21 protein-coding genes and 2 pseudogenes are annotated in these 20,824 nt (G+C 33.4%); 2 read left to right on the forward strand and 21 right to left on the reverse strand.

What is annotated here, in order from left to right; genetic code table 11:
- Window positions 1-186 (reverse strand): IS66 family insertion sequence element accessory protein TnpA (gene tnpA, locus BMX21_RS19535; RefSeq protein ID WP_242952891.1); only part of this gene is annotated, 186 nt, incomplete at its 3' end.
- 654 nt (window positions 187-840) lie between these two features.
- Between tnpA (BMX21_RS19535) and tnpA (BMX21_RS07445) the strand changes: the two genes are divergently transcribed.
- Entirely contained in the window at window positions 841-1,227 is a 387-nt protein-coding gene (tnpA, locus tag BMX21_RS07445; RefSeq protein WP_092042950.1) for an IS66 family insertion sequence element accessory protein TnpA, read from the forward strand.
- A 139-nt stretch (window positions 1,228-1,366) separates the two neighbouring features.
- On the opposite strand, the gene BMX21_RS07450 is transcribed toward tnpA (BMX21_RS07445), so the two are convergent.
- Window positions 1,367-1,624, reverse strand: coding sequence for a tyrosine-type recombinase/integrase (locus tag BMX21_RS07450; RefSeq protein WP_092042953.1), 258 nt, complete (start codon window positions 1,622-1,624; stop codon window positions 1,367-1,369).
- Between the two features lie 158 nt (window positions 1,625-1,782).
- On the opposite strand from BMX21_RS07450, the gene BMX21_RS07455 reads away from it, so the two are divergent.
- Window positions 1,783-2,409, forward strand: coding sequence for an IS66 family transposase (locus BMX21_RS07455; RefSeq protein WP_177173963.1), 627 nt, complete (start codon window positions 1,783-1,785; stop codon window positions 2,407-2,409).
- Between the two features lie 80 nt (window positions 2,410-2,489).
- Here the strand turns inward: BMX21_RS07455 and BMX21_RS07460 are convergent, their stop codons facing one another.
- From BMX21_RS07460 to BMX21_RS07545, 19 genes and pseudogenes are all read right to left on the reverse strand, one after another.
- Window positions 2,490-2,711, reverse strand: a complete 222-nt coding sequence (locus tag BMX21_RS07460) for a hypothetical protein (protein WP_092042959.1) — start codon at window positions 2,709-2,711, stop codon at window positions 2,490-2,492.
- 293 nt (window positions 2,712-3,004) lie between these two features.
- Entirely contained in the window at window positions 3,005-3,841 is an 837-nt protein-coding gene (locus BMX21_RS07465) for an FkbM family methyltransferase (RefSeq protein WP_092042962.1), read from the reverse strand.
- 29 nt (window positions 3,842-3,870) lie between these two features.
- Entirely contained in the window at window positions 3,871-5,205 is a 1,335-nt protein-coding gene (locus tag BMX21_RS07470) for a glycosyltransferase (RefSeq protein WP_092042964.1), read from the reverse strand.
- 178 nt (window positions 5,206-5,383) lie between these two features.
- Window positions 5,384-6,364: a WlaTC/HtrL family glycosyltransferase gene (locus BMX21_RS07475; RefSeq protein WP_177173964.1), complete on the reverse strand. Its 981-nt coding sequence runs from the start codon at window positions 6,362-6,364 to the stop codon at window positions 5,384-5,386.
- 199 nt (window positions 6,365-6,563) lie between these two features.
- Window positions 6,564-7,436 carry a glycosyltransferase gene (locus BMX21_RS07480; RefSeq protein WP_092042970.1) on the reverse strand — a complete coding sequence of 291 codons (873 nt, stop codon included), beginning with the start codon at window positions 7,434-7,436 and terminating at the stop codon, window positions 6,564-6,566.
- Window positions 7,423-9,228 carry an ABC transporter ATP-binding protein gene (locus BMX21_RS07485; protein WP_092042973.1) on the reverse strand — a complete coding sequence of 602 codons (1,806 nt, stop codon included), beginning with the start codon at window positions 9,226-9,228 and terminating at the stop codon, window positions 7,423-7,425. Before BMX21_RS07485 ends, BMX21_RS07480 begins: the two co-directional genes overlap by 14 nt.
- Before the next feature lie 128 nt (window positions 9,229-9,356).
- Window positions 9,357-9,692: pseudogene (locus BMX21_RS07490) on the reverse strand (glycosyltransferase); the annotation flags it as partial.
- A gap of 68 nt (window positions 9,693-9,760) precedes the next feature.
- Complete coding sequence (locus BMX21_RS20035; protein ID WP_242952896.1) at window positions 9,761-10,291, reverse strand: IS3 family transposase; 531 nt, start codon at window positions 10,289-10,291, stop codon at window positions 9,761-9,763.
- A gap of 95 nt (window positions 10,292-10,386) precedes the next feature.
- Window positions 10,387-10,494 (reverse strand): annotated as a pseudogene (locus tag BMX21_RS20040) (IS3 family transposase); the annotation flags it as partial.
- 167 nt (window positions 10,495-10,661) lie between these two features.
- On the reverse strand, window positions 10,662-10,829 hold the full coding sequence (locus BMX21_RS19670) for a hypothetical protein (protein ID WP_242952892.1): 168 nt from the start codon (window positions 10,827-10,829) through the stop codon (window positions 10,662-10,664).
- A gap of 243 nt (window positions 10,830-11,072) precedes the next feature.
- Window positions 11,073-12,197 carry a glycosyltransferase family 8 protein gene (locus BMX21_RS07505; RefSeq protein WP_177173965.1) on the reverse strand — a complete coding sequence of 375 codons (1,125 nt, stop codon included), beginning with the start codon at window positions 12,195-12,197 and terminating at the stop codon, window positions 11,073-11,075.
- Window positions 12,198-12,299: 102 nt separating this feature from the next.
- Window positions 12,300-13,457 carry a glycosyltransferase family 4 protein gene (locus BMX21_RS07510; protein WP_092042977.1) on the reverse strand — a complete coding sequence of 386 codons (1,158 nt, stop codon included), beginning with the start codon at window positions 13,455-13,457 and terminating at the stop codon, window positions 12,300-12,302.
- Window positions 13,458-13,565: 108 nt separating this feature from the next.
- Window positions 13,566-14,555 (reverse strand): hypothetical protein, encoded by a 990-nt coding sequence (locus tag BMX21_RS07515; protein ID WP_092042978.1) that lies wholly within the window; start codon window positions 14,553-14,555, stop codon window positions 13,566-13,568.
- Between the two features lies 1 nt (window position 14,556).
- Complete coding sequence (locus BMX21_RS07520) at window positions 14,557-15,288, reverse strand: glycosyltransferase family 2 protein (protein WP_092042979.1); 732 nt, start codon at window positions 15,286-15,288, stop codon at window positions 14,557-14,559.
- Window positions 15,285-15,836, reverse strand: a complete 552-nt coding sequence (locus BMX21_RS07525) for an acyltransferase (protein ID WP_092042982.1) — start codon at window positions 15,834-15,836, stop codon at window positions 15,285-15,287. The genes BMX21_RS07520 and BMX21_RS07525 overlap by 4 nt, the downstream gene beginning before the upstream one ends.
- A gap of 41 nt (window positions 15,837-15,877) precedes the next feature.
- Window positions 15,878-17,116 carry a glycosyltransferase gene (locus BMX21_RS07530; RefSeq protein ID WP_177173966.1) on the reverse strand — a complete coding sequence of 413 codons (1,239 nt, stop codon included), beginning with the start codon at window positions 17,114-17,116 and terminating at the stop codon, window positions 15,878-15,880.
- Between the two features lie 310 nt (window positions 17,117-17,426).
- Window positions 17,427-18,491 (reverse strand): glycosyltransferase family 2 protein, encoded by a 1,065-nt coding sequence (locus BMX21_RS07535; protein ID WP_092042987.1) that lies wholly within the window; start codon window positions 18,489-18,491, stop codon window positions 17,427-17,429.
- Between the two features lie 250 nt (window positions 18,492-18,741).
- Complete coding sequence (locus BMX21_RS07540) at window positions 18,742-20,031, reverse strand: DUF6056 family protein (protein WP_092042990.1); 1,290 nt, start codon at window positions 20,029-20,031, stop codon at window positions 18,742-18,744.
- A complete protein-coding gene (locus tag BMX21_RS07545; RefSeq protein ID WP_092042992.1) occupies window positions 20,012-20,554 on the reverse strand; it encodes a hypothetical protein in 543 nt (180 codons plus the stop codon). Before BMX21_RS07545 ends, BMX21_RS07540 begins: the two co-directional genes overlap by 20 nt.
- Between the last annotated feature and the right edge of the window lie 270 nt (window positions 20,555-20,824).

The raw sequence follows: 20,824 nt of genomic DNA on the forward strand, positions 1-20,824 counted from the left end.
AGTGACTTCAGGAATCGCGAAAGATTTCTTGCGTAGACGTTTGACAGCAGTAGAAAACGAAGAATTAGGAATTCCATTTGCTTGACAAAACTGAGAATCGGATAGCCCGCTCTTTCTGCAGTCCATAATGAGTCTGTACCATTCCTCATCTGTTCTGCGAGGTTGTGGTTTCTTTGGATTCGACATAACAGCTCCTTCCAAGTCGTAGTGAAATGTTCATCATTCGACTTTAAACATAGTAAAATGTACGTTATTCGAATCCATTATGAACCTAATTAATTGCGGTAGCGATCCACCTAATTTTTTCGCGCTTACTTATAAAGTCTATAAAACCCGTTTTTACATATTTTTTAGAAGCGCCAGTTCAAGATTTGGATAATAAAATCAAAAAGCATTCTTCATCAAGCTTATCCCCAAGCGAATAATCAAAAGCTATAGCATATGATTATTGTTCCAAGCCATTATACTTAGAAAGCCTATATAAATTCTACGCTAAACATATACGGAATATTTCAACACTAACCCCTCTAGATTTTGATATATTTTTGCTGATTCTTAGCTGTTTTTCCATCCTTCCCACTTATCTTTTTAATAGTGGTCTTACCTAATTCTGATTCTGAATATTCGAACACTAACTCTCCTAACCTCATCCTTCTTTTGAGAGGTATATGTTTCCAATCAATATTCCTAAACAAGTCCTTTACCCGAAAAACGTAAATCCTCAATAACACGTACCTGTCTATTGTAACAAATTTATGAGAAGATTTCTCCAAACATCTTTGCTCGAATCGAATCGTGCGATTTGTGCAATTCGCGCTATCACAATTAGGAGATATTCTCATGAATGCAAAGCAAAAAATCTATCAGGCCACTATGACTAAGTGGGCGGCTCTGATCAAGGATCAAAAGGACAGTGGTCTCACTATCAGGCAATGGTGTGACCAAAAGAATGTATCCTTTCACGCCTACAACTACTGGAAGCATATCCTCAAAAAATCAGTTGTCGATTCAGTAATGCCAGATATCGTTCTCATATCTCAGCCCCTTGTCCAATCCTCAAACTGCGAAATGATTTTGCCCGAATCGGGCGAATCGCACAATTCGCGCATTTTACCAGACACTACAACACCTGTTTCCATATCACTTGGTGATGTTCACATTGAGATCGGAGCATCTGCGTCTGATGATGTCATAGCAAACATCATAAAGGCGGTGCGCCATACTTAAAGACGCCAACTTCAATTACTTCCCGGCAGTCTACGTAGTCTGCGGTTATACGGATTATCCGAGAAGAATCATTATTCGAGAAGTTTTGGGAAAACGCTGATAATCCCTTCATTTTCAATAATTCTTCTCAGATAACAAACTACTTCTTTTTCAGAAAATCCGGAATATCCATTTTGGATTCCTTCATCTCAATCTTGTTTCCAAACCAGGCATCATTCCATTCTTTCAGTTTCTTGTCTACAGAATCCTGCGACATTTCTGCATAAATTTGGGTGGTCTGAACAGACACATGACCTAATATATTTCTTATCGTGACGATATCGACTCCCGCTTCCAGCAGATGGCATGCTGTACTATGTCTCATGGAATGAGGAGGATAGCTGTCCTGCAGGAACAAATCATGATGTTTCTTCTTCGCAATGGTAACATACTTTTTATATATGCCTTCGACTCAAGATATTGTCATCAGTTCATGTGTCTGACTTGAAAAAACATGCCTTCCCGGATATCTTTCTATACGCCTATGCCTTATGTATTTTTGTACAGTCCCTGCTAGTGTGTACCTTATCTCAGAACTGGAATAAGATCCACGCTCGCAGGCCATATGCCTGGTTCATAAAGTCGGTGGGTGTATCAGCCGCCAAAGCCTTAGTTGCAGCAGAAGCTTACTCGATGATAACTGAAATGATACATATCGATAACGAGTTTGATGACCTATCAAACACTGATCGTAAAAAGCAGCGTCAGCTTGTTCTGCAAGAGAAAGTTGATGCTTATTTCGAGTGGGTAAAAGCTAAATACAATCAGGTTACTCACAACAGCGTTATCGGCAGAGCTCTTGCTTACAGCATTAACCAGGAAGAATACCTTCGTATGTTCCTTACTGATGGCAGAATCCCAATGGACAATAACTATGCAGAGCAAGCTATAAGACCATTTACTATTACCAGAAAGAACTTTGTTCTCATTGAGTCTTCAAATGGCGCAAAAGCTAGTGCTATGATTTTCAGCATGACCGAAACAGCCAAAGCCAATGGCATAAACACCTTCGACTATCTCGAGATGCTACTGACCGAGGTTCCCAAACATCAAAATGATAAAAATCTTGGCTTCTTGGATAAACTTCTTCCATGGTCGAAAGATGTTCAGAAAAAATGTCCAAGCAGATTTAAAAAATCTTAATTAACTTATCAAGGTACTAATCTATGAAATCGCCAGTAAATTGGCGGTTTCTTTTTTATTTGGTACTCATGAATGAGGGTTTACGGTTCATCTTTGAATTGCTTACGGCCAAAAGAGTCTGGATATATCAGCTCATTGATTCGCTCAGGAGAAAGCTTTACAGCTTCTTCATAAGTGAGTCCACAGTCCTTGCATCTGTTGAGGATTTCGCCAACAGTAGTTTTTGAACAGTCTACGGCTGATGCGATATCGCGTAGATTAATAGCCATTTCCCTCAGGCGAAGGATTTCGGTAACTTTCATAGTATTAAGACACCTCATTTCATACCCTTAGAATGTAATTAATTACATTCTAAGAAGTTCAATCTGAGATGTCATTTGTCCGAATATTTCAGGAACAGTTGTCCGCATGTTTCAAGAATGCATGTCCGGATAATAAAAGATTACGTGTCCGGATAATTCAAGAATCCTGTCCGGATGTTACAAGAATCATCACTCACTTTATCATTCTTATAACGGTCATCATAATCTCTCAATAGCAAAAACACCACTCTTTTTTGAAATACTTCAACTTACTTATACCATCATCACATCTTTTATGGAATTGCATATAACACCGTCTCTGAGGTGTTATTATACGCATACTGGCGTACAAAAAAATGATATTCAGGAACAAGTTCATGGAGATATGGCTGAATTCTCACAAAGTCCTCATTAGAATGATAAATGCAAACAGCCAGAATTGGATGATTACGTTTTATTGTATTTTCAGCTCCATGCAATGCTTTCCATTCGGATCCTTCTAAATCCATTTTAATAAAGGAGGCATCCTTACATTCTGGGCATTGATCTATACTTGTTACTGCTATTTTTATAGTCTTTGAATTCATTTTCCCTGAATTCTCTACCACAGTAGAACTCCCATTACTCAACATATCAAATTCCAAAGTTGCATCTTTATCCCATACGCCTTTTTGATTTATAACGACATCATGAAAGCTCTCCAAATTTCTGTGAAGCCTTTCTTGGAGACCTTCGTCAGGCTCAAAGACTACTATCCCCACATATTCACCATTTACAAGCTTTATAAATTCCGTTGTCGTATCTCCATCGAAGCCTCCACAATCAATAAAGGTCATATCATTTGTAAATGCGTCTTTTACAACTTTAGGAAAATACTGGTCATCATCGCACCCTGGAAAATCCTCGTCTTTTCTTGTCATTCTATACTTAATCATTCCAGAATATATCTTTTTTGATTCTTCATCGTATAGCTGCGCCATATTCTTAGCTATTACTTCTTGATTCTTATCAAAGAAACCTGTACTTTCTTTACATTCTTTTCTTTCCTGCCTTTTTCTAAAAAACTCTCCATACCACTTCATTTTACCGAACATCTTATCGGCTACCACATGTACACCACGAAAAAACATAGTGCCTCCTCTCTCCAATCTGATAATTATCAATCACTGAGTTTTCTAAAAATATCCATAACAAAATGTCCAACACTAAAAAAAAGAGCCTCATAATCCGCTGCTGTTGGTAAAAATGTCAATCCTAAGTTTTTCCTAAAAAACCTATTAATTACTTTGAACCACTTAAAATCATTAAAATAGTTACCATTCAATTTTCTTTGTTCACACTTATAACCAAACCTTAATTCCTGTAGTTTCTCATCCCAATCTTTGGTTTTCTTTTTCCAATCAAAATTTCTTGCGAAAAAATAAGCATTATCACCCAATTTCTTATTTAGTTCATTATCTAGCATCAATCTGATAAGTGCCTTCCTAAATCCAATATTTGTCAAAAAAGTTATACCCGTGACCCTATTAATAACTGTGGATAATAATCCATGTTTTCCGCAAGTTACAACTGGTATTCCATAAGAAGCAAAATCAATAGCGCTCGTGCAAAATGTCTCAGTTAATGCTATTGGATTAACGACTCCAACCGATATATTACTCATTGCTTCGCTATAGCCACCCATAATAAGGCCACAAAAAGTAACAGAAGATAGTATATTACCGTCCGAATCACACAAATACTTCATAAAACTTGCTTCAAACTTTTCCTCTGCAATTCCATATTTGCCCAATTTGGCATTTGAATCATATAACTGTCCTGAACCAATAACATATAAATGAGCATCTGGTATCTTTTTTACAACTTTAGTCCATATTTTTGCTAACCTCGCAAACCCTTTTTGAGGAACAATCGAGCCAATATATGCTACATTGTGAGATGAAATTGCTTTTTGATTTCTTCTTTGAACAGATATTCCGATATCATACTCTTCACACTCAGAAAAACATATAGAATTTTCTATACAAATAGTTTTCTCTAAAATATCCTCATCATAGTAATAATCGTATTCTTCGGACGAAATAGTTATTACTCGAACAACTTGTGGTGTATTTCTTATGCATTTCAATTCATCGTAGTTAAAATAGCACCCAGCCCTAACCAATACATTAGTATCTTTTGTCCTTAAACAACTATACCATTCATTAGACTTATTACAATTAACAATAAGTGCGTCTATTTTTTCTTTTTCTGCCTTTTCTAATAAGTCTACATTATCATCGCACAGTATATCCCGTGCACCAACAGGGTATATGTTAGAAGAATTATAGTGAAAAAAAACAATTTCATATTTATCACCAAAAAACTTGAGTAAAGAATCACCCATAAGTAGCATCTGATAATAAATTCCACCTATTCCAGGATTCCCTTTTTCCAAATGTGTAAAATCTTTATTGTCATTATAGTTATCACATATTTCTATGCCTATTTTCATTTTATTATTCCTTACTTTTATGCTTCTAGAATTACTTAATTGTCATTTTTCATAGTATGAGTCTTTCCTCTCAATATAATCTATTTTTTTATCAGCACGAGGACAAAATCCTGACGTATATTATATAAACAATTATTTCAACTTATGATAATAACCTAAGTCATATCTAGGCAATCTTCTAGACCTTATCTCGTGAGGCATTTTTAGAAGTCCAAGTCGAATTCGAATTAAAAATCATATCCATTTCTCTATTATTCCCTAAGACCACTTCAAACCATTCTGGATGTTCTGAAAACATGAGTGTTAATATTCCCTGTTCATAACAAATAAGACCTGTCGACATTATCCTCTTTAGATATTTATTATATTTTTTTTCAAAATCCTCACATGCTGACTTCTGAATAAACTCTACCCCCCCAAGAATCTGTGGAACTGGACCTATTTCTCGTCCGATAAGGGATAAAAAATAGCGTATTGAAAAAGATATCGGTCGTCTACAATACACTGCGTCTTCTAGTCTTGTTCTCTGAATATCTTTAACTGTGCTTATTAAATCTTTATTACTGCTACAGACAAACCTTACTCTGCCATCTTGTGGAACCTTTTCTATCTTTCCATTCCACCCATCCCAAAACTTTTGATGGTCATCAGTGAGTAGACCAGCATCAATCCAGCAAAGATACTCAGTGTCAACACCATTTAATTTTGCAGCCCGTGTTAATATATGTTGTTTACTAAGTACTACTATTGAATACAAAGCTCTATCCCAGTACTGCTCTTCTGTTGCTTTTTTATTCACATGAACATTTTGACTGAATTTCATTCTTTCTGCGGTGAGCTTAAATAACTTCCTTATCTGTTCTATTTCAGAATAAAGCGGTAGTTCTTCCAACTTCATTACAATAACTCTTGCGTTTGGCGCTTTAAGATTATCTGCACACTCTTTATCGCAAAACACAATAATATCTTTGAATTTATCACATATCTTTTCTAGGCTTTTCACATAATAACCGATATAATCTTTTTCCAAGTGTCTGTCTTCGCCCTTTGAAGAAAAATGATACTTACTCTCTTTTGAATCTACAAGATTGAATAACATTGTCACAAAAGTTATATTTTTGTATGATTTATTCAAATCTGATGTCAGATAATTATTCATAACATGTCTCCTTACTTTGCCTAACATCGATTTATTCTATTATCAAGTCTTTTCAAAATCACTTTCCAATTGAAATGATTGAGTGCTTACTGTATATTTAACTTTTCATATTCTCCTAAAACATTTTCTATTCGACTGCAAAATCTTTACACAAAACAAAAGAAAAAACATTGTAATAGTATACTTTTAAATTCAATTATTATTTCCTGTTTTTTACTTTTATATACTCTTTCTTTTTAAAACAAAATCTATATAATCTAATAATTCTCTTGGATATCCGTTTTGTTAAATTATCTTTTGTTTTAAAAGGATCAGGAACTATATCAGGCCTATTAACATAAAATATTTCCGGATATTTATAATCCTTTGGAAACTTATGGTCCCAATCATCAAATATTTTTTTTCTACGATAACTAATTGACTCATCTCCCCATGATGCTGATGAACGTCTAAGTTTGGTACAATGAAAATAAAAATGATCTAAAACAGCGGCATCATAAGCATCAATATTTCCCTCAAAATCCGAATATCCTTCTACTCCATAATCACCACTACAATGAAGACCTTGTATAGACATAGATAAAACTCTTCCATTTATACTTCCATGAATATCATTATAAGCATCATAATACAATTCTCTTGAAAAATCTCTATAGTGATACATATCAACACAAGGACAGATGAATTTAACATTTACTCTAGATGGTTCTTTATTATCAAGCACTTCTCTTAATTCTTTAATTCCGTCTCTCCACCAAATTTCGTCACCATCTACCAGTAATATGTAATCAGTATCTGTCATATCAAGCTGACGTTGTCTTACTTTAGGAAACTCTTCTATAGAAACAGCACCTACTTCTTCGAAATATACTTTATCCCTATATTCAGGTTTATCAATTATTGTATGAATCACTTCAACTGTCTTATCAATTGAACCTGTGTCAAAAATAAGCATTTTATCCACATAATCAATTACAGACATAATAGAAAACCATATCCATTGATCTTCGTTTTTTACAACCATATGTGCAGTTAAAGTTTTATTATATTTCACACTATCAATGTTTGACACTAACAAGAACCTCTTTCTTATCTCTATTTACCGCTTTTCCATTCTTTATTTCATAAATTTCATCACACCCAGCTATAGTTGATAGCCTATGAGCAACAATTATAAGAGTTTTATGTCCATGCAGAGCATCTATTGCTTCCATAACAGCTTCTTCTGTTTCATTGTCAAGAGCACTAGTTGCCTCATCAAGTATTAGTATATCAGGATCATTATATAAAGCTCTAGCAATAGCAATCCTCTGTCTTTGTCCGCCAGAAAGCCTTATTCCACGTTCACCAACAAAAGTATCCAAACCATCCGATAAAGATTTTATATAAGAATCCAATTGTGCTTTAGACAGTGCTTCCCATACTTTCTCCTCGGATATATCTTTGCAATCTATTCCAAAAGCAATGTTTTCTCTTATCGAAGCATCAAGTAAATAGACAGACTGCGGTACATATCCGACAATTCGGTTCCACTTAGATGGGATTGTAAATATATCTATCCCATCCATATATATTGAACCTTCTTGTGGCATCAAAAGTCCTAATAAAATATCTGATAGTGTAGACTTACCGGCCCCAGATTCTCCTATCAAAGCTATAGATGTACCTTTTTTGATAGTCAAGTCTAGCTTTTTAAGAACATTATCTGATAAACTATTATATGCAAAGTCAATTTTATCTACTGTTATTTTATCTTCAAATCTTTTATCCTTAACTTTTTGTTCTGCGGATGCATGTTGCTTTATATAAGCAATTCGCTCTTTCTCATCCCGTCTAGCTCCAACGATATTATTATAAGAAGCTTCAAGAGATGGCTGATAATAAATTAAACTAGTCATATTAGAAGATAATTTGTTAATGGATGGCAATAACCTGTACCCTGCTACTGCAAATGCTGACAAAGTAACTATTGAAGATTCTACATCCATCCCCCATCTTACACGGAATACAAGAACAAGTATTATTCCACTAATAAATAAAGTTTCTACAACACGTTCGGGAACTAAATTTAGAAAATTACCTACAATTTGTGCATCCCTGAACTTTTTTCTATTTGCGTCGAATTTATTAATAAAAAACTTGCCCCTCCCTGTAACATCTATCTCTTTAATTCCACCTACTGCCTGCATGGCATCTTGGTACATTTTGTTGTAGGAGTCTCTATACTTAATTCCTGATTCAGTTGATAATCTTTTAAAACCAAATACTATAATAAATACACAACTAATAGCTAAAATAACCAGTCCAACAGCCATAACAGGATCAGTAATAAAAATAAACACTGCAATCATAAACACTGTTATACTCTCACTAACAAGTGTCAAAAATGCTCCGATTATGTTATACACATTGTTTACATCATTAAAAATATTGGTTAACAGTTCAGAACTATTAACCCCTAGAAAGAATGAATATGGACGCATGGTACAATGTTCAAGCATTTCCGTAGACATTGCACTTTGTATGCTACATTGAAAAATATTCTGATAATTTCTTGATATTAGTAGTACAATATTTTTTAATATATAAACGCCTACTACTACAAGTCCCATCATTAACAAAAGTCCGTAAAACTCAGTTATTCCAAATGCTTTCACAAGAAACTTTACATACCACTTATCCATTAAAGCATCCGTATCTGTTAATGTGGTCATAAATGGCATAACAACTGCTATTCCCAACATTTCAAGCACAGATGAAACAATCATAGCTAAAAATAATAACGGTATTCTTTTTTTATATTTCTTCGGAATTATTACATTTAATTTCTGCAGCATCTGCAGAATTATTTTAAATTTGGTCATATGATTACCTTATCTTTTTATTTTTCTAACCCATGCCATTACTCTATGTCCAACATTAAAATACATCTCTTTATAATCTATAGATGATGGTAAATTTTTAATTTTACATTTATGTCTAAAGTAAGCATTTAAATATTTAAACCATTTAAATAATCACGTTTAGAAAATTTGGCATATGTTTTTATATTCTCTTCTATATCATTAAAAACATTCAACCACTGATCTATAACATTTCTGTAGTCAAACTCTTCAGTAACAAAAATCCTGGCCTGCTGACTATATTCTTTATTGACTTTTCCGTTCTTTAACAATTTTATAAGACTAGTCTTAAAATCATTTCTGGTATTAAATAAATATCCAGTTTTTCCATTAATGACAGTAGATAGTAATCCGTGTTTTTTCCTAGTAACTACAGGTATGCCACAGGCTTGCATTTCTACACCACTTATACAAAATGTCTCCGTAAGTGCGCTAGGATTCGCTTAGTCCTATGTCAATAAAAAGTACAAATTAAAATGAGAGGTTTACCTGCTTATGCAGCAGGTGCAACCATAACCCTCTCATATAGTTCTTCAAATTCGTTAGGAGACATATAGTCACAATGGCTGTGGATCCTAACGGTGTTATAAAAGTTTTCGATATACTCGAATACAAGCCTATATGCGTGCTTGTAGTTGATAATAGAAAAGCAGTTAAGCCATTCCCTTTTAATCAAGGAATGGAAGAATTCTATGCAGGCATTATCGTATGGATAACCGCTATGGGAATAGCTACACTGCATCTTTTCAGTAGCCTCACGCCAAGCGCTTGAAACGTATTGGCTTCCACAATCTGAATGGATTATCAAAGGCAGATCTGTGTTGCGGCAGGCTTTTGCCTTATTTATGGTTTCAATTACTGTAGATACCTCCATGGTATCTGCAAGAGTCCAGGCAATGATTTTCCTGGCAAATAAGTCCATGACGCAGTTGAGATATACAAAGCCGTCCTGAGTCCAAAGATATGTGATATCAGTACACCAGACTGCGTTAGGACGCTCTGGATTAAACTGTTCATCAAGAATGTTGTGAAGTTCATTGCTAAAATCAGGATCTCTGGTTGTGGTAGTCTAAGGTTTGATTCATTGAGCTTTAATACCCTTTTCGCGCATGTACTTGCCTACTGTGCGCTCGAAATTGTCTCACCGGATTTGCGTAGCTCCTGAGTTATTTTAGATGCTCCGTAATTCTGTTTAGAATCATCATAGATCTGCTGGATTTCCTTTTTGACAGTTTCTTTTCGCTATTTTGAAGGAGAGACTTTCCGATTGAGGAAAGCTCTATATCCAGAGCGAGATACGCCAAGAAATTTCAGCATTCCAGAGATAGAGATGCGGCGTTTTGTAACTTTAGATGCCTCTACCTTAGCAGTAACCTCGGTATATATGGCTTCTGTTAGTCGTTTCCCAAAATGCTGATGGCTTTTTTTAACACATCAAGTGCATCCTGAGCATCACGTAATTCACGTTTAAGACGAGCTATTTCCTTTGCTTCGTCAGATGAGTAGTTACCTGATCCTCTGGTAGGGATATCACCATCATTATCTTTGAACTGGGCTTCCAACCTTGCTAAGGTGCTGGTACCTATTCCGAGATTCTTGGCACATTCAACCTATGTGAGATCAGGATGTTCCTTGCGATAGTTGACAGCATCCAACTTGAACTGCTTTGTGTGTTGTTTGTTTTTTCTTGACATAATGAGTTTCTCCTCTTGTATTATATGCTATCTAAGGGATTAACTCATTTTAAAATGTACTAATTAGATGCTAACACTATATATTATGCCAATAAGATTAATAATACTAACTCACCTAATAAAACTATAATAACTTTTATGCAAAATCGGATTTGTACGTTTTGTTACTAAGTTTATCCCACCCAAAATCAAGCTAACATTAACTATTCCTTTAACACAATCTTGGCTAATTTTATACCTTATAGGTCCAAATTTTTCATATGAGATAAGACCACAAGGAGATAAGGAGATGCTAGTTTCACTTTTAAAACTTTCATAACCTAAATCTTTATAAAAAGGTGACTCTTTGTATAAACTAATCCATTTTAACAAAATATAACTAATCACGCCATCATATATATTGGGAATAGTAATTTTATCAATTGCTTTCCATTGGCTATCTGATAGTTTTAATCTCCATGGTCTATAATGAATCATGTGAATAACAGCTACGTCCTCAATCATTTTTTTTCTGTCCTCATATGGACAATCAGTATATTTCTTAAATCCGTTCATATCCTCGTTCATCAAGAAACTTGTTGTATAAAAATTATATCTACAGGATAATAGTTTCACCTTTCCTCTGCACACTTCATTATACGTATCTTGATCTGCCAATCCAAATTCAGGCCTTGACATCTTGGTATCAATCAATTTTCTAGAAAGATTTACTTCTCTCATAAAATCAAGATTCAAAAGCAAACATCCTGTATTAAAATATTCTCCTTCCATATTCATTCTCTTCTCATGGCCAATATTGTCATAAAATGTATCTCTAACTGCCCCTACATAATTGCTTTCAAGATCTATGTTATAAAGATAAGACAAATCTTTCCTTATTATCATATCACCGTCCAAATATATAACTTTATGAACGTTTAATGGCAAAATATCGCACAACAACAACTTATACAATACCGCTGGAGCCCACGATTTTAAAATGTCATCTGGAATTTTACCAGAAAAATCTTTAGTACTGTCTACATCTAAAAATATTAATTCGCATGAATGATATCCTTCCAAAACCGATAACATTTTTTGCTTATCTAAATCAGAAAGTCCGTCAGAAATAATATATATATCTGTATTTGTATTGGTGTTCTGAGATTCAATCAAAGAACGAACTGCTACCCATGTTTGAATCAAATAATTCTTGTCAGTTATAAAAACAAGAGATATTCTGTTTTTATTTTCCATTTTTCTCCTTTTGAAATCTGATTGAATTCCCATCGTCATTAGTAAGCATCATTATTCTTTTACGGCTTTCCTCGTGCCAATAATATATATTTTATTAATTCTTTATATTCCAATAGTCTTTTTATTCTTATCATTATTTTCTTTAATAGTATCTGCTAATTTTTGAGTTATATTCTTCCAATTAAAATTACTTTTTCCATAATTAGATGCATCTATATAATCATATCCACTACTTAACTTTATTATTGCATTATCAATTGCATCAGCCCATGCATCTATATTATCTGCAGGTACTGTAATACCATACTTTCCATGATTCGTATATTCTTCACAAGGTGGCACGCCTTCAGATAATATCAAATAGTTTCCTTCAGAAAGAGCTTCAACCGCTGCTATTTCTGATCCGCCCCAACGAGATGGCAAAGCAAATATACTTGATTTTCCCATCAGATTGTATAATTCATTTTTATCAGTTATATTTCCTGTAAAAATCACTTTGTCTTTTATATTAGGATTATTATCATAAAATTTTTGCAGCCATTCTTTTAGCTCTTTAGTTACGGGTCCTGCTAATACTAATCTCCAATTATTAACATTTTGAGCTTTAGCAAATGCCTCTAATAAAACTTCTGTTGCTTTCTGTTTTGTTCCTAATCTGCCTGCTGTTATTATTATTTTTTCTTTGGATATTTTTTTCGCAAGATTTAAAGCATCTGGTTCTACTTGAATATCTGCAAAGCCTGAAGGAATATAAATAGGCTTAATTCCAAAAATATCATCATACTTTTCACAAGCAATACTGCTTTCGGCAGATATTATATCTACCCCTTGATGCAAAAATGCTATTATTTTCTTCTTCCATTTAGCAAGCTTCGAATGACCGTCTAACCCCTGATAATCGATATCCAATTTTAAATAACTAATCCCTCTAGGATTCAATATTTTATATATGCAAAGACATATTAAATGTTCAACACTCATATGATACATATTAAGAACATCAATTTTCTTTGCATTTACAAATAGGAATCTGACTTCATCAAAAAACTCGCTATTTTCACTTCTCTTTTTTAGATATTTAACCTTAATTCCAGGAGTATATTCATCTATCCACTTCTGATAATCATCATTATTGTAAGTTACAAGATAGGAATTATATCCATGATATTTATACATTGAATATGGAATTTGTCCAACATCTTTTGTTATGCCCAATGCATTACAATTAACCATCATTGTAACAAACAATCGTTTTTCCATTTATATATACACTCCAGTGAAACTATATGATTCTATTACTAATCAAAAGCATAAAACAAACTACACGTTTTTATATTCCATTAATATAACCCAAGTTTAAATAAATAATTATTTATAAACCCCAAGATCAAAATAAAACTCGTTTTTATAATAATCAGACATTAATTTAGCAGCTAGTGTTGCTCCGCATTTTCCTGCTATTATGCTATCGCAATGTGAAACCACCCAAACATTAGTTAAATAATCCAGTCCATGCTGAAAACCTCCAATATTTTTACTAATCATTTGTGGAATATTCCCTTTTGTCACATCTTCGTCATCCAATCGGAAAACACTAATACTTGTGAAGCTATATTTTGATTTACTCTTGAACAAATTATATATTTGTGCATCCTCTGTAGTAATAAAAAAGTTATCATAATCCCATTTTTTAATCAATTCATTAACTGTCTCAATCGCCTGATCAGGAGTTGGTTGAATAGGATGTCCTATCGGTTTATTCCGTATATAATCTGTACCTCTTATAATTACACCGCAACTATAGTTATATCCAATCTCTTTAGCTTTATTCTGAATATAATCCATTGTTTGTTTATTGATTCTAATATATTTTTTCCATGCATTTTTCCAATATATAATCTTGCTATTATCTGCTTCCTCTAGGACTGAAACATTAGGGCAATCCCAGGTTGGTATTCCCGGCGAAAGAATAACATGATTTGCATGCTCTATATCTTCTAATCTATATTTGCACGGTTGTTCAAAGAAATACTCCCATGCATTTATATCCCCTAAATTTTCATCAGAATATGGATTAGGATAGTTTTTCATGTCTATGATTGGAATATATCCTCTATCCAAAGCATACATTATTCCACCTAATGCACTTATAACATAAGAAAAGAGACCAACATTAGAATCATTTCTTCTAATTACAAAGAATATTTTATCTGGAAAATCATTCCCTCGTGATTCTTCCCTCAAAGGCATTCTTTTAAGTTCTCTCTTTTTATATGTTATCTCACAATATTTTCTCTCAATATTATTAATTAATAAGCCTATTAAAGGTATCCTTCTAATAAATCGTATTATCGTCATACTATTTTCTAATCCTTGTAGCTACTATGTTTTTAAGAAAATATATTATTTTTTTTATCTTATTTCCATATGCTGAAGTTATTAACAAATTATACCAAGCATTACGGTATCCATTATTAGATATTCCATCTTTTAAATACTTTTCAATTATTATATTGCTATAGTGAAATTCAAACCCTAATTTAAACAATTTATAAATAAAGTCCCAATCAAGTGCATACCCTATTTTTTTATTTGTTAAATCAAATAAAAAACTTTTTTGTATATCACTTCTGACGAAAGAAGATCCATGCCTATAGATGGGGCCATACTCCATAATAGAAAAATCAGCTGTTCTTATTACTTTTTCCCTATCCTCTGACACCTCTATACTATCACCATAAATAACATCTTTTCTTTCACACAAATTCATGAATATAGTAGAAAAAACTTTACTATCAGCATATTCATCGCCTGAATTTAAAAATCCAATATAGTCTCCATTAGATATTGATATTCCCTTATTCATGGCATCATATATTCCATTATCAGGTTCAGATATAAGATAATCTATTTTACTTCTATATTTTTCTAATATCTCTAGGGTACCATCCGTACTAGCACCATCAATCACTATATATTCAATATTAGGATAATCCTGTACAAATAGACTATTTAAAGTCGACTCAATATGCTCTTTGTCATTTCTTACTACTGTTATGACACTCACTTTAGGAAGTTTACTATCACTCATATCATTAAACTATTTCTTTTCAAAGTATATTTCTTAACAAGTTTTCTTTCATTAACTATTGCAGCAGGATTTCCTGCATACACATATCCTTTTTCACTCTTCCCTTTAAAAACAGATCCAGCGCTTATTACACATTCATCTTCAATGCTAGAATCATCTAGGATTATTGCACCTATTCCTATCCAAACGTTTTGACCAATATGTGTCTTATTGGAATGATACTCAAATGTTTCAGAAGACTTGCTATGGCTAGCTGTTACAATTTTAGAATAAATTGAAATAGATGTATTATCGCCTATATCTAGTCCACCTCTACCATCCAGATAACAATCTTCGTTAATTATAACGCCTGTTCCAATTTTTATGTTTTTGGGATAGATAATTGTTGTTCTAATGCCTATTCTGGAATTCCTTCCTATCTTCATGCCGCACATAATATAAAACAACCATCTAATGGGCCAAAACGGTATTTTATTAACGATTCCATTAAGCCAAAGCCATCGCAAATCTCCATATAACTGAACAAAAAGTCTAAATAATTTATTCATTCTATAATTCCTTATTATTGTTATCTAGCTTTATTGAACCTTTAATGTACAAGATATATGGCTACCAATATCAATTCGTTCATTAAAGCAATAAATCTATCAGCACTTTTTTCAAGATTAAATCGTCCTTTGATAAACAACTTTTCATTTGATGATATATAATCTCTCAATTTACTATTACTTGCAAGTTCATCTATCCTGTAGGCAAATTCCTCTGCAGTAATACAATGCAAGTACTCTTTACCATCTTCAGCCGGAATCCCTTCTATTCCTACGTCTGTAGTCAATACAGGTATTCCAGTGGACATTGCTTCAAAGATTTTTATCTTAACACCAGCGCCCTGACGGAGAGGTGCAGCAAGGCAGATGGCATCCTTGAAATAATCCCCTATGCTTTCCACAAATCCAAGTACATGAACTCTGTCACTCTCTAATGCTTTTATCTGCTCCGTTGGATGTGAACCTATGATAAGTACTTCAACTTCTGTATCTTTTACAAGCGGTAATACATCCGTAACCAGCCATGTGGCAGCCTCAACATTTTCCATGCGCCCCATTGCTCCATAGAATATCACTTGCTTTTTATTCCCTTCATAAGGAATATCTATGAAACTATCAAAATATGGTTGCCACTCTGTTAGTTTTGTAGAATCGATGCCATTGTCCTTTAACAGCTTTAGATCTTTAGGATTGTTAAGAATTACTTTATCGCATTTTGAACAAGCTTCAAGTTCTATCTTTTTTAGCCTCTTATATCTTACATTTAGGTATAAGCTTTTTACCACATTATTACTTCTATTACTGATCTGTCTTTCAAAATTCAAAAATTTAACATCTTCTTCAATTCCAATATACTTAGCGCAAGGAAAGTACTTCTTAACAATATCAATCAGCACTACCATTTCTGTCCACTGCAAAATCACGATATCCGGCTGATATCCACTTGCAGCAAACTTTTTTAGCTTTTTATCAAACTCAATAATAGTGTAGTTTTGATCTATTCCTGCATATCTGTTCCAAGGATTAAGCACAGATTCAACATTGATAAGAATATCAGGAAGATGCCAGATTCGTCTTTCAATCAATTCATGATCTATATCATATTTATCCAGATCAATTTTATCTTTTTCATTTGCCCAATAAAAAGTAAGTAATTTAATATCAAAATCGCTATTTGCTTTGAGATATTTCAAATAATAATTATGAATCTTACCTCCAGCATGACCAACTCTATCATATGGAACACAGGCTGATATCCATAATATTCTTTTTTTGTCCATTTTACCTTGCCTCATTATATTCCATGCTTAAAATGTAGGTTTCCTATAATAAATATTCAACTCATATTGCTTACATTAAACTGAAGATCTAGTAGGTTCCAGATCTTTCATTTTATAAGATCATAATCTATATTATATGTTCGAAAATCCATATAAGCTTTTTCTTTTTTAAAAGAATGTTAGCAATTTAATATTATAAACGCTATTCGCCTTTTAATGTTTAAAGTAATAATTATGAATATTACCTCTTGCATGCCCAACTGTATCGTATAAATTGCAAGCTGTATCCATAATATATTTTTTTATCCATTTACTGCAAGCTACGCTTTATTATTTTCCTGATCAGCATTGCTATCGGAACCTCGATATGCAATTTGGAAGAGCAATATATCAGCAGTATCAATACTTGCATGCTTTTTTTATCTTTACAGTACTTGTTGAACTGATGTATGTATTTCAAGCTACCTCTGTTGGTAGATAGTCTAATTATTAATCCAGCCTTTTTTACTGCCTCCTTGGCAGTCGCATTATCACTTCCTGTAGAGAGAATATAGCATAGCAGAGCCATTTCATCGCATATCAGTGCCTTTAGGTATTGGCTAGATCTTAATAAGGTGGCACTAGTGGTATTATTGGTTATAGCCTTTAGTAAATGACTTATTTGATCAAAAGGCATCTGATTCAGCTTCAGTGCGTGAAAATCCTTTGAATGTGAGGTAGAGGACTGCCTGATGACATTTCTGTACAACGCTTCTTTGACTACTGCAATTTTTGCTGCAAAGAAATTACACTGCATAAGGAACACTATGTCTTCTGTTACACATCCATCTGGGAAGTGGATGTTGTACTGCTGTATAAAATCACGCCTATATATTCTATTCCATATTGAGCATATTGACCAGGGATACCACGCAGATTCTGTATCCATATCGCCTTTGGGGAATGTGTCTATGATGTTTCCATTTTCATCAATAGAATAGAAGCCACACATTGCTATGTCTGCTTCTTTTAAAGTTATTGCCTCAACCAATTTTATCACATAATTAGGATCGTAATAGTCATCCTGATCAAGGAAGCAGATATAATCACCGGTCGATTCTTCTATTCCCTTGTTTCTTGATGAGGAAATGCCTATTTTTTCGTCATTATTGTAGAATTTAATAACTCTTTGATACCCTTTTTCTGAACTTATGATATTTAGTTCACTGTAAACAGTTAACTGATCTATTGTTTCTTCTTTGAAGCTTTTGTCGTTTATTAATATCAGCTCTATATTGCCGTAGGTCTGGTTTATTACAGAGTTTATACTCGCTTCTAGCTGGGACTTGGTGGCATTATAGACTGGAATTATTATTGATACTTTTTTGGTAGACATCTATTATTTCCTTATTTCTCTTCTAGGATATACTTGTGTCGCTCATCCTTACCATATTCTAGATACTTTAGTTTTTTACATTTTAGTACTCGTTAACTGTTCATCTATATATAAAACTATTCTTATATTTTCCAAACTATATCGGTGAGCTGGTATATAATTATTGCCATGAATTCCATAATAACAATCATCAGTGATAATCATTCTAACTGATTGTGATGTTGCATATATAAAAACGAGATTACTAAGTTCATGAAATATGGGATTCGTATACTTTACAGTTACAATAAAAATAAACTACCAAGTCTGTCAAAACCAAAACAAGTGCAAAACACCCAATAAACATGGGTCTTTGTCCGCTGGCATAAATTGTTGGAGACCATCCCATCATCATCATCGTTCCTATTCCACCAAGATAAAACAAAAACGGGACAACATTCAAACTTCCCTTTTTATATAAGATTATCTCACATCCCAATATAGCAAACGCCATTACATTGATTATCTCTTTGATTGATGCAACTAATGGAATATTAAAATCAGTAGTTTCTACAGAGTATAATTCAAATATCTTGCCTAAAAGATATTTATCTCCACTATACTGTGTCCCAACTCTATGTACACAATTTAGTGAAAAGAAAATGAACACTAACATTGATGTCACTTTTAAAAAATGTCCGCAACCACTTTTCTTAATATAATAAAACAATGATCCTGATATAATTAACATCAAAATAGGAATGCACATTTCCATTCCACTGACTACATAATTCATACCAAGAAGAAACTTGTCCAGATTCGAGTACATCCCCCATCCTTGATAAAAGCGTAATATTTCCGCATTATATCTCGTCCTGTTACCAGGCATCAATATAAAAAATGCACTCAGAATAAAACATATAACTGTAAACGATAGAAGTGTAAAATTCACCTTTTTTCTCAGCACAATATCTATCCCTAAAGTACACAGAAGAATGAAGCACATAAATACTGCAATCTGCTCAAAACTGGATGAATATAGAATACACAAAAAAACAGCCACCTTTTGCAGCCGTGACATTCTCCTATTATTTAACTCGCTAATAAATGCATGAATAACCACAAGAGCGCAAGCCGTTCCCCATAAATACAATACATTTGCGCATTTCCAAAATAGGGTACTCTCTATAATTCCACCAGGGATAAAAACAAATATAGCAACTACAATAAAAGAAAAAAGAAAAATAGTGTTACATTTTCTATCAAAATCAAATATCTTAACGCTATATGTTACCAATACCATCCACATAACAGCGTTGATAACTGCAAATACTGTCTCTGGAATCTGAAGAAGCAAAACCAGACATCCCTGCGGAATAACTCTTCCTCCCCAATTATTCGAAAAAAAGTCACCCCATCCAATAATACTTCCATACCGTTCTATCCCGGATGCAAATACAAGATCATCCATTCTTGCGGTGATATATAAGCTCAATATAAAAAAGACACAAAAACTAAAAAAACAAAAAAGTTTATCGGTTTTATTGCTTTTTAAAAACATAAAGCGTTTCCGCTCCTTCCGGATTTACTGTAAGCATGCCATACTGGATCTCGTCGTTATCGAAATCCCCCTTTACTCTTGAAAAGAATCCGCAATATCCCTTTTCTTTTCCTTCTAGAACAGATTCTACGTCATCTCTTCTCGTCAGTTTAGTGGGAATAATATAGCAAGAATCATTTTCTATTAAGCAAAAATGCATATCATTGTAAGGACCTTCACTATGTAAATCCGCTCCATAATTATAATATTCATACATGTTGTCTTTCTGAACAAACCAGCCAGATACATAATAATATCCGTCATCAGATAATTGGAACGGATTTTCTATTTCATATGTTATAGAACTATCATCACCAATGGAAAACTCTGAAATATCCCTGACAACAACATGATTATTCTTGTACACCTCATATGATAACAATACCACTAATATAATTGCCATCCCGGACAAAATGGAATAGATCAGTATTCTTTCTACATGTCGATTGATATCTTTAATTTCAAGTGCAATTCCAGAAAACAAAATTCTACTCCTTTGAATGATTCTTATACCCAAAAGCTTCTTCGCTTATATACTTATTTGTAGGCAAACACCTATGCTATTATAGCACAGAGACTTTCCCCGCGCTAATTCTATTTTTCTCTTGTTTGCTATTGTGTTTATATTGTTATCACATCTCCGTAGTATTATGCTACATTCTTCTGTGATAGAATAAAAATGGTGTGTCTTTATGTATTGTTTTTGAATTACAAGTGAAAAAAATGACACCAACGCTTATGATTATGATAGTAA

The organism is Butyrivibrio sp. TB, from assembly GCF_900110805.1.
Lineage (GTDB): Bacteria > Bacillota > Clostridia > Lachnospirales > Lachnospiraceae > Butyrivibrio > Butyrivibrio fibrisolvens_C.

Bases quoted from the DNA above. Each gene is read 5' to 3' on its own strand.
- tnpA (WP_092042950.1), top strand. From the start codon at position 841: ATGAATGCAAAGCAAAAAATCTATCAGGCCACTATGACTAAGTGGGCG.
- BMX21_RS07460 (WP_092042959.1), bottom strand. From the start codon at position 2,711: ATGAAAGTTACCGAAATCCTTCGCCTGAGGGAAATGGCTATTAATCTA.
- BMX21_RS07465 (WP_092042962.1), bottom strand. From the start codon at position 3,841: ATGTTTTTTCGTGGTGTACATGTGGTAGCCGATAAGATGTTCGGTAAA.
- BMX21_RS07470 (WP_092042964.1), bottom strand. From the start codon at position 5,205: ATGAAAATAGGCATAGAAATATGTGATAACTATAATGACAATAAAGAT.
- BMX21_RS07475 (WP_177173964.1), bottom strand. From the start codon at position 6,364: ATGAATAATTATCTGACATCAGATTTGAATAAATCATACAAAAATATA.
- BMX21_RS07485 (WP_092042973.1), bottom strand. From the start codon at position 9,228: ATGACCAAATTTAAAATAATTCTGCAGATGCTGCAGAAATTAAATGTA.
- BMX21_RS07505 (WP_177173965.1), bottom strand. From the start codon at position 12,197: ATGGAAAATAAAAACAGAATATCTCTTGTTTTTATAACTGACAAGAAT.
- BMX21_RS07510 (WP_092042977.1), bottom strand. From the start codon at position 13,457: ATGGAAAAACGATTGTTTGTTACAATGATGGTTAATTGTAATGCATTG.
- BMX21_RS07515 (WP_092042978.1), bottom strand. From the start codon at position 14,555: ATGACGATAATACGATTTATTAGAAGGATACCTTTAATAGGCTTATTA.
- BMX21_RS07520 (WP_092042979.1), bottom strand. From the start codon at position 15,288: ATGAGTGATAGTAAACTTCCTAAAGTGAGTGTCATAACAGTAGTAAGA.
- BMX21_RS07525 (WP_092042982.1), bottom strand. From the start codon at position 15,836: ATGAATAAATTATTTAGACTTTTTGTTCAGTTATATGGAGATTTGCGA.
- BMX21_RS07530 (WP_177173966.1), bottom strand. From the start codon at position 17,116: ATGGACAAAAAAAGAATATTATGGATATCAGCCTGTGTTCCATATGAT.
- BMX21_RS07535 (WP_092042987.1), bottom strand. From the start codon at position 18,491: ATGTCTACCAAAAAAGTATCAATAATAATTCCAGTCTATAATGCCACC.
- BMX21_RS07540 (WP_092042990.1), bottom strand. From the start codon at position 20,031: ATGTTTTTAAAAAGCAATAAAACCGATAAACTTTTTTGTTTTTTTAGT.